We start from the raw sequence: 12507 nt of genomic DNA, 5'->3' as shown, positions 1-12507 counted from the left end.
GATTGTGAACGCCTATCGCTTCAGGGGTATTGTCAAGTTAAATTGAGCGAGTCTTTGTTTATTGAGAATGAAATAAATTTTTGCAACAAGATAATCAGTTTTCATCTGCTGATTCAGTAGGTTGGCGAAAATAAAATCAGCGAACAATTTCTACAAATGAGCGATCAATTCTGGACATTGTATGATTTTACTGAAACTAACGGTTATCCTCCGTTCAAACGATTAATTCAAAATCGCTTGCGGGAACGGATGGAAAAGCTAGTTCAGTTGCATCCTGAGTGGGATGAGAGCGATTATGCAGATTATTTTGTAAAAATTCTCAATGACGATTCCCAACCTGAGATAGAAAAACGTCTGGCTCACTGGCACTTATTAGCTTACTTCGATCGCGATCGCTGTTATCTCATTTGGCGCAATTGGTATCGTTTGCCTTTTTACGAGGCTCGTGCGGAACATTTGTATGCTCTAACTAACGAATACCTTTGTAACCGGGAGAAATTACAGCAATCTCTCAATAAGTACAAGACGAGTAATGATAGTAGAGCAAATTTCAAAACCTACATGGTAGGGGTGCTGCGAAATGTGATGCGCCAGCAAATACATTGGGAATCGAAATGGCATCTGCTGTGTGATGTGGATATCAATAGTCGTAGAAAACTGCAAAAGGCGGAAGAACGACTGAGAGAAGCGCTGACAAACTCTGGCTCAAGAGAACCAGAAATTTCGCAGTATCTTTTTGCTTGGCGCTATTTTGTTCCTGTTTACAAAAACAATCAAGTCTACCATCCTAACAGAAGAGAAGGAGAGAAATGGCCAGATCCAGAACTCTCAGATTTTGCAGAAACCGCTAAGGACTACAATTCTCAGAGATTTCAACCCGGTGCTCCCTTGCAAGTCGCTGTTGGTGCAGCAGTAGCGCCTGCAATGATTCAAGAATGGATGAATATCTGTATCGCCGCTTTACAGCAACCTTCCCAAATTATTGAAGTTTCTTACGATGCCAATAACATAGAACAACCGGACAATCGAAGCGTCAATTCTTGGGAAGCTTTAGAGCAAGAAGAACCAACAGAATCTTTACAAGAGATAGACCTGATTTTAAGAGCAGAAATTGAACTCATTGAGCAAAACTTAGACAATGTCCGCAGTCAAATTCCCAAATCATGCCGTCAAGCTGTTATGCCTCTGTGCTATCCTCACCGATTGGCACTTTTAACTCAGGAACAGTTTGCCAGTAAGATTGGCGTTCATCAGGGAACCATTTCACGCTACATTTCAAAGAATGTGGAAGCGCCATTGCTAGAAAAGTTTCAGGAGTTAACGAGTGAGCGAATCAATCCCAGTGCTTATGTCAAAACATTTTTAAATGAAAAATTTTCCCATCTTAACTCTGCTAATCCAATTGAAGCTCAATTAATTGCTGCACTAGCAGATTTGGATACGCGATCGCAGCAAATTCTCAAACTTAGCTACGGTCAACAAATGGGTCTCACTGAGCTAACTCAGACTCTGAGCCAAGAACAACCTATGAGCCAAGAGGAAGTTGAACAAAAACTGTTTTTAGCTCAAAATCAATTAGAAAAAACTTTTTTAAACTTACTTAACCAATGGCAAACTAACTATATCAAGTTATGGTTAAAAAAGTATTACCAAAATCTTATTCAATCGGAATTATTAAAGTCTTTTGAGCAATTAGGATCGCTACAAAGAAAAATTATTTGCCAGCGATACGGTCAAAAGCAAGATATCAAAACTAGCTCTCATGCCTGCCAAACCCTGGCTTTAGCGAAGCAGCAGTTGCAGCGTTGTTTTCTTTGGTGGATTAATACCCGCTTTGGTCTTTCCCTAGAAACAGAAAGGCAACAGGTCGGCGAAGTGGTTGAGGATTGGCTGTCAAAAGATGTGCTCTACCTAGAACTCCAGAGGAATTAAGGACAGAAAATGTTGAAATTGCGAAAACTTTCTACTATTTATCCTAACCAGCTCTGGTTGAATTTATCACAAGAGCTTCAAAAAGAAGCTTGGCAACAATCCCAACTTCATTCTAATGCAGCTGCTCGCTGTCAAGCTTATCTCAATTATCTTTGCTTAAAAACTTTTGTACCTTGGCTTGAGGCTTGGTTAAAAGAAGCTAACCAAGTTCAAGGTAGCATTTCTGACACCACTTGGGACTCTCTCTGGGAATTTGTCAACGGTACACCAATTGAGTTAGAAGGAATGCGATTGGTTTTGATTCCCAACGAAACCAGCGATTTAGAAGAATTTGCTGTTCCCTGCGAGTGGGTTGATATTCCTAGCTGGAGAAAGGATTATTACCTTGCCGTGCAAATTAATTTGGGTGAATCAGAGCAATCTTGGCTGCGGGTATGGGGATTCGCTAGCTATGAAAAACTCAAGCAGCAGGGGATATATGATGAAAGCGATCGCACTTACTATATCAACCAGGAAGTCTTAGCTGAAGACTTCACACAAATGCTACTCGTCCCCCAGCAAGACACCAATCCCCATGCTGAAGAACCGCCACTACAGTTATCTGTAAAAGTCGCTCAAGAGTTATTAGTGCAACTCAGTAAACCAGGGATCTACTTACCTAGACTGGCAGTACCCTTTGATCAGTGGGCTGCATTACTCACAAACGAACAATGGCGACAGCAGCTATACAACCAGCGTTTAGGCTTAACTTCCACTGCAACTGCAAGTTTCACAGTTGTGAACTTGCGGCAATGGTTAGAGAAAGCAGAAAGCACGATCGAGAAAAGTTGGCAAGCTGTCGAAACACTTTTAACACCTCCAGAATTCAGTGCAGTTCGCGGTACAGAAACGTTGGAACCGACAGTATCTTCCGAAGCGATCGCGCCATTAATTCGCCTGCTACAATCTAATCGCCCTGAAAAAGAACGATGTCAAGCCGCCGGAGTTTTAGGGCAAATTGGCATTGGTCATCCGGAAGTTGTTGAGGCGTTGACTCAATTATTACGCACCGCTAACGATGAAGAAACCCGTTGGGAAGCAGCCTTAAGTTTAGGCAAAATTGCGCCTGAGCATCCCCAAGCAGGCGTCAGTAAAGCTAGGCTAATTGACTTGGGGATGCAGTTGGGAACTTGCCAAGTCGCATTAATTGTCACCATTAGACCTAAAACTGAAGAAAAAATTGGCGTGCGGCTACAAGTGCAACCAATCAACCAACAACACAAGCTACCACCAAATCTCCAACTAAGCGTGATTTCCGGTGGCGAAACTCGCTTGCAAGCCCAAACAAGAAGCGACGATAGAGGTCAAGGGAAAGATAAACTCTTGCAACTAGGCTTTAGTCCACCATCGGGAACCCAATTCCAAGTGCGGGTAACGCTGGATGGGGTAAGTGTGAGCGAGGACTTTCTAGCTTAAAAATTAACCAGAAAGCAGCGATGGGTAGGGTAGCAGTTCTGAAAATTGGCAGGGGAAACTTTCACCAAGGGTTTGAAGTATCGCTAGAACTCAGAGAGGATGGCGGTTCTCCCTTGGGAGAAATTGAAGGTAGGCTAAAAGCTAACACAGATATTGAAGGCTTGTATCTTTTATGGCAACAATCTTTTCGCAATCTCACAGCGATCGCTCGCAATCAGGTTTGGGAGATTGAGGAAAGCTTGCCGACGAATCGCGCCACTAGCGAGATTACGGACGACTGTTGGCAACGAATGCGACAAGTGGAGGCTAACCTAAACCAATGGCTGCAACCGTCGGGGGAATTGGGCTGGCAAAAAATTAGAGAAAGGTTAAACAAAGAACTAGCGAGTCAGGCTGACACCATACGCTTAGCCATTAAAGCCAAAGATCCAATCCTGTGGAAACTGCCTTGGCATACTTGGGATTTGCTATCGCGTTACCCAAATGTCGGTGTTAGCTATAGTCCGGTAGAGTATGAATCTTGGGAGATTGCCAAGCACCAAACTCAAAGCGATCGCGTTCGCCTTCTGGCAATTTTTGGAGATAACCGACACCTGGATCTAGAAGCCGATCGTAAGGCGATCGCGAATCTCAACGGAGCGGAGTCAGTTTTTTGTCATCAGCCTCAGGCTAGAGATTTAATTGCTCAACTCCGAGATCCAAAGGGCTGGGATATCTTTTTTTTTGCTGGGCATAGCCAGACGGGAGAACAAAGAGGTCGGATTAGTCTCAGCGCCAGGGAAAGTATTGAAACTGACCAATTTAAACATGCTTTGAAGGAAGCGATTCAACGAGGATTAAAAATCGCAATTTTTAATTCTTGTGAAGGATTGGGACTAGCGCAGCAGTTAGCTGATTTACACGTGCCCATTATCATTGTCATGCAGGAGATAGTTCCGGATAAAGTTGCTCAATCTTTTCTCAAAGAATTTCTCAGAGAATACGCTGCTGGACAAGCTTTATACATTGCGGTGCGTCGTGCCCAAGAACGTCTAGAGGAATTTACCGATTTACCAGGAGCTACCTGGTTACCAATGATTTACCAAAATCCCTCTGAGGTGCCGCCAACTTGGAAGGAATTGCGATCGATGACAAAGCGAAATTCCCGCCGTCAGCTTGAATGGCAGCATTTGCCAAATATCTTGGTCAGGAGTTTGGTCGCTACAGGCTTAGTCATGACGGTGCGGTTTTTAGGGGGACTCCAGCCTGTGGAGTTGTGGGCTTTTGACCAGCTCGTGCGCCTGCAACCCGATGGTGGAATTGATGAGCGCCTACTGGTTGTAAAAGTAACAGAACAAGATATCCGACAGCAGCGTCAGTACCCCCTGAGCGATCGCGCGATTTTACAAGCAATAGAAAAACTTCAGGTTCATCAACCCAGAGCCATTGGCTTGGATATCTACCGCGATTTTCCTGTAGAACCAGGATACCGCGAGCTAGCCGTCCACATCCAGAAAAACCCACGCCTGGTGACAATTTGCGAAGTCAGCCAACCAGAACCAAAGGGTGGGAATAAATTTGGGGTTGCATCTCCCCCTGCTAGCTCAACAGAAAATGTCGGGTTTAGCGATTTAGCAGTTGAGCCGGATGGTACAGTCCGCCGTTATTTGTTTCATTTAAATCCAGGAGACTCCCTTTGCCAAGCCTCTTATGCCTTCAGTGCTGAATTAGCCTTTCGTTACCTATCTTCAGAAGGCATTCAACCAGAAGCGACATCTGAAGGCAACTTGAAGCTTGGCTCTACCGTTTTCCAACCTTTGGAAAAGCATACTGGTTTTTATCACAACATCGATCCTCGCGGTCACCAAGTCCTGCTCAATTATCGGTCTTCACAAAAAGTCGCTAGGGAAGTAACGCTCACAGAAGTTCTCCAAAATAATTTTCAACCCCAATGGGTGAAAGATCGGTTGGTTTTGATTGGCGTCGTAGCCCCATCAGTTGGCGATCGCTTTTCTACTCCCTTTAGTAATGAAATTGGACGGAAAATGCCTGGTGTCGTCATTCACGCCCAAATGGCGAGCCAAATGCTCAGTGTAGCCAAAGAAGAACGTTCCTTACTGCGGTTTTTGCCGCAAGAATTAGATGTTCTCTGGATCTGGAGTTGGGCAATTACGGGGGGTTTATGCGTTTGGGGATTTCACTCGCTATTATATCGCCGAATTGCGATGGCTGTGGCAATCGCTATTCTTCCTAACCTCTGCTTCGGCTTGTTCAGTATCGGTATTTGTGCGCCCCTGATTCCTTCAGTCCTCGCTTTTGCGATCGCTTGGGGAATTACCAACCGTTTTAGCGGACTATCGCGTTAATTTTACTTTCTTTGTTTCTTTGCAGATTTTAAGGGCTTCCAACACAAACCTCACCCCAAACCCCTCTCCTTGAAGGAGAGGGGCTTCAAACCCCAGTTTTAACGTCTTTCCTCCCTCTCGCTTTTGAAAATAAGTTTTAGCGTTGTTTTACCCCACCCTAACCCAATACTGCAAGGGCTGAGAAAATTGTCGCGGGAAACTTGCAGGGGGTGCAGGGGAGGAAAAAACGGCTTAACCGACAAGTATTGCACCCTAACCCAGTCCTTGGTAAGGGGAGGGAATCGGAAATCTAGTTTCCCCCCTTTATAAGGGGGGATTAAGGGGGGTAATGTTCGGAATTAGCAAACATTTCCTTGTAATTAGGTAAATAGAGCCTGCGTAGTCTTTAAGTGCAGTGGATAAGCTCTGAATAACGAAGATCGGGAGAGAGAATTGTGGCTAGGTGCAAGTTTTATCGTTGGCAAACTGGACTAGCTTTAGGATTGGCTTTAGCGCTTATTGCTTTTGCTACCAGTACTTTTCCGGACAGCCAAAAAACCATTGCAGAAGTCCCTCCCCCTGTTAACCAAAATTCTCAAAAGCAGTCCCAGTCTAAAACCGCAACTGCTTCCCAAGTGAAGTTTAATCGACCGCCTCTGTCACCTAGAGGAGCGCCCGGAAATAGGAAAGGAGGCGGAACTCGTGATGGACATAAATGTTCAGTCCTGGAAATCAATGAACGTCTTTTAGCTTTAGTTCCTGCTGTGGAATCAGAGCAAGCAATTAGCCATGTTTGGGGATTAACCGTTAACGCTTCTCCTACTCTGTGGTTTTATCTTCCTTATCTTCCCAAAGATATCAAGACGGGTAAATTGGAATTATGGGACGAAACTGACCGAGAACCCAGAAATTACCAGCAGATTTATCAAGGAACTTTCACTGTCGCCGGAACGCCAGGAGCGATCGCTCTCAATCTACCACCGACAGTTAAATTAGAGCCAGACAAAAACTATCATTGGTATTTATCTCTCGACATCAATTGCAATGGTAAAAATCAATCAGTCGATGTCAACGGGTGGATTCAGCGAGCCACATTTAACAATACTCTTGCAGTGCAGCTGCAATCAGTCGAGCGAAACCAAGTCATTTTGTATGCCGAAAACGGGATTTGGTACGATGCTTTAACTCAATTAGCACAACTTCGCCGTAGCCATCCACAAGCAGAAAATTTCATCACTGATTGGCAAAAATTGCTGAGAGATGCTGGCTTAGAAGAGTTTGCGAACAAACCTATTGTACCTTGCTGTAATCTCTCATCCTCACCTTAATTGCTTTGCACTTTTACTTTGAACATCAAATCATTGTAGTCTTTGTCTCCTCCACCAATTGTATCCTCAAATCCCAACTGATTTTTACCAAGTAACTTGACGTGATTGATATTATCAGGGTTCCCTACTCCATAGCTGAAGAATGCCTGAGGTGTTTGATTGCTGGTTGGATTACCAGATATGTTGCTAAGGTACTCTTGTGCAGTACCACTTGCAATCAGGTAGGGAGCATATAATGCTCCACCCTCAAGTTGAGTCATGAGTTTGCCTGTATTCCGATTTAGCTCTACCTCCAATACCCTTTGTTCAAGCGCTATTTGAACGTAGCCTTTCTCACCCGGAGGAATTAATTTGCCTGTTAAAGAGTCAAAAACTGCTCCATCTACATTAGCAATTTTGTAGAATCCTACAGTATTGTTGTAGACTGCATGGCTGGTAACATCATAGAAATTGACAAAGACTTTGTTGTCAATCTGACCATCTTTATTTAGATCGGTTTTACGCAAGTCAAGCAGTGGTGCTTGAGAGTCATTTGAAGTATTTAACACAGCCGCAATCTCTGGCTCGCCGATAGTGGTTTTATCCGTGACTTGGCTTCCGGAAATATTACGCGGAGTATCGATCGCTGACTTAAGACTCTGACTAACGCTCTTACCACTGCTTAATAATAAAGAAGCAATATTAGTACTTGAATCTTTCACTTTTGATGAAAACTCTACATTATCAAAGCGAGCGGGCTGGTTGTCATAACTTAGATTGGTTGGAGTAGAAGACTGAAGAGTCGTTGAAGTCTGAGTGTAGGGTGTGCCAATTGCACTAATATTTTCAGGGCTAGATATAGGGTTGCCAGAGTTTATTGTAGGGGAAATATCCGGTGACAAATTACTTAAGTTATGAGCATTCTCTTGAATGTCACTTGGAATTGTGGGATTGGGTTCTCCTGTCGGGGGTAACCCTACATCTGGACTGTCAGTGTTTCCTTGCGTGTCACTTGGAATTGTGGGATTGGGTTCAGAAGTGGTGGGTAAATCTACATCTGGATTGTCAGTGTTTGCTGGCGTGTCACTTGGAGGTGTGGGATTGGGTTCAGAAGTGGTGGGTAACCCTACATCTGGACTGTCAGTGTTTCCTTGCGTGTCACTTGGAATTGTGGGATTGGGTTCAGAAGTGATGGGTAAATCTACATCTGGAGTGTCAGTGTTTGCTGGCGTGTCACTTGGAGGTGTAGGATTGGGTTCTCCTGTCGGAGGTAAACTCACCTCAGGACTGTCAGTGTTTGCTGGCGTGTCACTTGGAGGTGTGGGATTGGGTTCAGAAGTGATGGGTAAATCTACATCTGGAGTGTCAGTGTTTGCTGGTGTATCGCTTGGCGGTGTGGGATTGGGTTCAGAAGTGGTGGGTAAATTTACAACTGGAGTGTCAGTGTTTGCTGGTGTATCGCTTGGCGGTGTGGGATTGGGTTCAGAAGTGGTGGGTAAACCGACATCTGGAGTGTCAGTGTTTGCTGGCGTGTCACTTGGAGGTGTGGGATTGGGTTCTCCTGTCGGAGGTAAACTCACCTCAGGAGTGTCAGTGTTTGCTGGTGTATCGCTTGGCGGTGTGGGATTTGGTTCAGAAGTGGTGGGTAAACCGACATCTGGAGTGTCAGTGTTTGCTGGTGTATCGCTTGGCGGTGTGGGATTGGGTTCAGAAGTGGTGGGTAAACTGACATCTGGAGTGTCAGTGTTTGCTGGTGGATCGCTTGGCGGTGTGGGATTTGGTTCAGAAGTGGTGGGTAAACTGACATCTGGAGTGTCAGTGTTTGCTGGTGGATCACTTGGCGGTGTGGGATTTGGTTCAGAAGTGGTGGGTAAACTGACATCTGGAGTGTCAGTGTTTGCTGGTGGATCGCTTGGCGGTGTGGGATTTGGTTCGGACGTCGGCGGTACACTCACCTCAGGACTGTCATCTTCAAAGAGAAGAACAGAGTTGGCGGGGAGCACAATGGTACTATTATTGACCGTATCCCAAGCAGTCAGTTCTTGACTATAACCAGAGTCAGAAATAATATGTTTGCTGACATGAGATGTTGTTAAGTTCCAATTATTGAATGTGACAGCAACTTCTTGAGGACTATTTGAGGAATTAATTAATACGTAGGCTTTATGAGAACCTGGACGATCAACTGCAAAAGTTGTGATACTACTATTATCGCTGGTTGTAGAGATACGATTTCCCACTAAATATTCATTAAACAAGTGCAGAAGTTCACCACCAGGACGTAAAGTATCGTTATAACTTGTTTTACCGTAACTACCGTCTTTTTCATTCCAAGAGAGTGATGCTGCAGCACCGTTCTCTATAGCTTCTATCATTGATAGTGCATCAAAAACCGCCCCTTTGTTATTGGTCATACGTGGGTCATGAGTTTCCCAAGTCCAACTGATGTTATATTCGCCTAACATCGCAGGAATATCTCGATTGGGGCTAATCTTCTTGAGTGTATCAACAATAGTTTTTGTGTATTTTCCAATAGAATTAGCAGCATTAAAGACTTGATCGTCTGGAGTCGCAGCACTCCCTGTAGGGTAATAGTGATAGGTAAAGAAGTCCAGATTATCTGCTGTTCCTTTGATAAATGGTTCATAAAAAGGAGTTAAGTCGGGACGAGCAATACTTGGTCCACCTACTTTAATGCTCGGATCGACCGCCTTCATGGCTTCAGCAACTTTGTTATAAATAGTTATTAATTCGTCCAAGCGATCTGGTTGATTCGGGTCAATCAGTTTACCCCAACCACTTTTGGTATGGAAGATACTAAAGTACTCAATGTCTTTTTCGTTAGTAATTTCCCAATATTGAACGCCTAAGTTATTATCTTTATTAACAATCTTGACTAAATCCGCACATAAGTTCGCATACTCGTCAAAGCGATCGCTATCTAAATAACCATCCTTGTTCGCATCCATCCAACTTGGCCATGAAGGAATATTGAACATACGTTGGGGCTGATCTGCACCAAACATATCAATGGAAGCTTGAATAGTATTGACGACCTTTTGAACGTCCCATGTTTTATTTTCAGTATCAATTAAGCCGTGGTCTTTGCTAGAGTCTTTTATATAATCCATATTATGAAAGCGGATTATTCCCGGACTCATGTGGCTCATGTTGCTGCGATATTTTGAGTTACCAGCATCTGCAACAGCCCTATAAACATTTATTCCAAAATGTTCATCTTTTGTCTGTCCTTCAACAGCATTCCAATCAACCGTTACATTCAAAGAAGTAGTAGCCATGAATCATTTTTGGGTAAGGTAACGTCATGGCAGAGCACCCAAAATGACTTCCAAGGATATGGACTAAATAGCTATAAAAATGTGTCTGAGTGGTAGAACTTTATCAAGAATTAGAAGGCGATCGCGTTTCTCTATTTTTCTGCAAACGACATGACTGACTACTATCGTTGCTAACTCAAACATAGTCATGAAGTATTTGTTCTCACCGATCGCAACATCGTGTCAACTCAAGCAAATGTTGACTTTTTAAAATAATTATCATTATTTTTGGATATTTACTGTTAGATTAACAGAGTGTTTAAGAGATAAATGCACGAGAACGGACATACACGTATTTAGATTAACATGAGTCTACTTAGAACTATAAACCGTGTATTTACTGATTTAGTACAATTTTGAGTTGAGAAAGTCTTACCCAAAGTACCAATTTTTGAGAGTGTTCATTAAATTGACCAATGGAGAGCATATGTCGCTAAAACGCTACGGAATTCTAAAATGTAAGGCTGTAGACAGTAAGTTGGAGAGGGAAGACGACAAAAGCCCGCACTTTCAGGTTCTTGCCAAAGATGGTAGAGATGAATACCGTCTTGCTATTAATGTGAAATCAGTGCAAGCTCCTGTCGATTTGCGCTATCTTGTCAATGATAATTTTAACCATCCACTGACTAGCCAACTGCTTAACTTAGAATCCGGCTTTACCGAAATTAAGGAATCAGAGCGAAAAGCAGGGGGTATTGCATTAGATTACATTCGCGGTAACCTCTTCTCTCCCAATCAGATGAAAGCACTACCAGCCGATGCTCCAGGACAAGAAGATGATTTACACGACATTATCGACTTATTTATTAAGCGATCGCTGAACAATCAAAATGTCGATTTGTACGTTTTTGGAGAACCTTGGGGACCTGAAGACAAAGCAGACAAAATTTTTGGTTTCCAACCGGGTCGAGGCGTTCATAACATTCATATGAATCAGGGTAGTGGCGGACGGTTCAGCCAGGATAACGGTGTTTTTCAAGATGGTGGTTTGTTCATTCACTTTCAAGATCGGAACCAATGGTTAGCAGCGTTCTTTGCATTTCAGTCTCAGTCGTTCCATACAGACGATCGCACTGGCGATCCAATAGATGTTAGAGTTGGAACTGAACCTACCCTACCGACAGAGCCAGTCACTAGAGCAGAGGTTCGGATTGTTGCTGCTTTAGTAAATCCCCTAGGTGCTGACTCTGGCAGAGAAACTGTGACTTTACTCAATACCACTTCTAGCAGAGTTAACTTGAACGGTTGGTCAGTTGCAGATCGATTAAAACGAAAGTTACCACTTGATGGTTTTCTCGAGCCTGGGAACACTAGTGTGGTGAGGCTTTCAGGTACGGATATTCAGCTAGGGAGACTCATGAAACGCCGTAAAACGGCAGAAAACGGTGTAATTTATTGTTATCTGAGTGAGAGGTAGTCAAAACGGCAAATGGTGTTCTTGCCTCCTACCTGTCTATCTAGATGTTGGTCAGCTCCCACTGACCAAACTCTTGAAGGCAGGACTTTTGGTATGCTTAGAGTCGAGCCAGCCCAACTCAACCGCATCCCGTAAATTCTGACCATAACCCTGCAAGAATCGCGCGGTACGACGCAATAATACAGCTTGAACTTCCGCCGCTTTCATGTAGCGGTGGATTTCCTTGTCCTGTCCGCGAACAAGGATATTCTTCGCGGCATTTAGATCGGCCTGCAATACGACCCCATTAAACCTGGTAAAGCAGTCCCCATGACGTTTCCCTAGAAGGGTTCCCGTCACCGAGTCTACTTGCGACGTATAGCTAGCAGCGACCTCTGAAATAGTGGAATTGCTCCAACTAGCCCATTTCTCCAAACTGTCTCGTAGATAGCCTTTTACCCAACTATTTAATTTACGAGACATGGCTTTGGACTGACGTTTATTCCTGATAGGTTCAGTCAAATCCTCTGCATAAACCTTTAACAAGCCTTCTCTAAACAGAGATTTAGAAGCTCGACCAATCAATGAGGCGATTGCACCTTGGTCTTGACGATAACGCTTATTCTCTGTTTTTCTGGTTAAATTCCGTTCTAAAATTCTTGCAGCTTTAACGGAGTCATGCTTTTTTAAATTCTGCGACAAAGCAAACAGTTTTAAGCGATTTCTATTTTTTTTGGTGATGCGATTAGATTTTT

8 protein-coding genes are annotated in these 12507 nt (G+C 43.7%); 5 read left to right on the top strand and 3 right to left on the bottom strand.

Translation table 11 applies throughout. The annotated features are described in order from the left end of the window. Positions 1 to 156: 156 nt before the first annotated feature. From WA1_RS21110 to WA1_RS21095, 4 genes are all read left to right on the top strand, one after another. The gene (locus WA1_RS21110) at positions 157 to 1932 is read left to right on the top strand and encodes a helix-turn-helix domain-containing protein (protein ID WP_017747621.1); all 1776 of its coding nucleotides are present in this window, start codon (positions 157 to 159) and stop codon (positions 1930 to 1932) included. A gap of 9 nt (positions 1933 to 1941) precedes the next feature. Then, positions 1942 to 3387: a DUF1822 family protein gene (locus WA1_RS21105; protein WP_017747620.1), complete on the top strand. Its 1446-nt coding sequence runs from the start codon at positions 1942 to 1944 to the stop codon at positions 3385 to 3387. A 20-nt stretch (positions 3388 to 3407) separates the two neighbouring features. Further along, positions 3408 to 5732, top strand: a complete 2325-nt coding sequence (locus WA1_RS21100) for a CHASE2 domain-containing protein (RefSeq protein WP_017747619.1) — start codon at positions 3408 to 3410, stop codon at positions 5730 to 5732. Positions 5733 to 6166: 434 nt separating this feature from the next. Continuing rightward, positions 6167 to 7039 (top strand): DUF928 domain-containing protein, encoded by an 873-nt coding sequence (locus WA1_RS21095; protein ID WP_017747618.1) that lies wholly within the window; start codon positions 6167 to 6169, stop codon positions 7037 to 7039. On the opposite strand, the gene WA1_RS21090 is transcribed toward WA1_RS21095, so the two are convergent. Further along, positions 7036 to 10317, bottom strand: coding sequence for a DUF4114 domain-containing protein (locus WA1_RS21090; protein ID WP_066612949.1), 3282 nt, complete (start codon positions 10315 to 10317; stop codon positions 7036 to 7038). The two genes, WA1_RS21095 and WA1_RS21090, sit on opposite strands and share 4 nt — an antisense overlap. Before the next feature lie 63 nt (positions 10318 to 10380). After that, complete coding sequence (locus WA1_RS60075; RefSeq protein WP_272819193.1) at positions 10381 to 10506, bottom strand: hypothetical protein; 126 nt, start codon at positions 10504 to 10506, stop codon at positions 10381 to 10383. Positions 10507 to 10783: 277 nt separating this feature from the next. Between WA1_RS60075 and WA1_RS21085 the strand changes: the two genes are divergently transcribed. Further along, positions 10784 to 11773 (top strand): DUF2278 family protein, encoded by a 990-nt coding sequence (locus WA1_RS21085; protein ID WP_017747616.1) that lies wholly within the window; start codon positions 10784 to 10786, stop codon positions 11771 to 11773. Between the two features lie 51 nt (positions 11774 to 11824). Here WA1_RS21085 and WA1_RS21080 read toward each other — a convergent pair whose 3' ends face one another. After that, positions 11825 to 12454 carry a zinc ribbon domain-containing protein gene (locus tag WA1_RS21080; protein ID WP_017747615.1) on the bottom strand — a complete coding sequence of 210 codons (630 nt, stop codon included), beginning with the start codon at positions 12452 to 12454 and terminating at the stop codon, positions 11825 to 11827. Between the last annotated feature and the right edge of the window lie 53 nt (positions 12455 to 12507).

The organism is Scytonema hofmannii PCC 7110, assembly GCF_000346485.2.
In the GTDB taxonomy this organism is placed as follows: Bacteria; Cyanobacteriota; Cyanobacteriia; order Cyanobacteriales; family Nostocaceae; genus Scytonema; species Scytonema hofmannii.
Note: the sequence above shows the minus strand (reverse complement) of the source record. Positions and strands in the feature narration are given on the sequence as shown.

Excerpts from the sequence above, each read along its gene's own strand:
- WA1_RS21085 (WP_017747616.1), top strand. The coding sequence starts at position 10,784 with ATGTCGCTAAAACGCTACGGAATTCTAAAATGTAAGGCTGTAGACAGT.
- WA1_RS21110 (WP_017747621.1), top strand. The coding sequence starts at position 157 with ATGAGCGATCAATTCTGGACATTGTATGATTTTACTGAAACTAACGGT.
- WA1_RS21090 (WP_066612949.1), bottom strand. The coding sequence starts at position 10,317 with ATGGCTACTACTTCTTTGAATGTAACGGTTGATTGGAATGCTGTTGAA.
- WA1_RS21105 (WP_017747620.1), top strand. The coding sequence starts at position 1,942 with ATGTTGAAATTGCGAAAACTTTCTACTATTTATCCTAACCAGCTCTGG.
- WA1_RS21100 (WP_017747619.1), top strand. The coding sequence starts at position 3,408 with ATGGGTAGGGTAGCAGTTCTGAAAATTGGCAGGGGAAACTTTCACCAA.
- WA1_RS60075 (WP_272819193.1), bottom strand. The coding sequence starts at position 10,506 with ATGACTATGTTTGAGTTAGCAACGATAGTAGTCAGTCATGTCGTTTGC.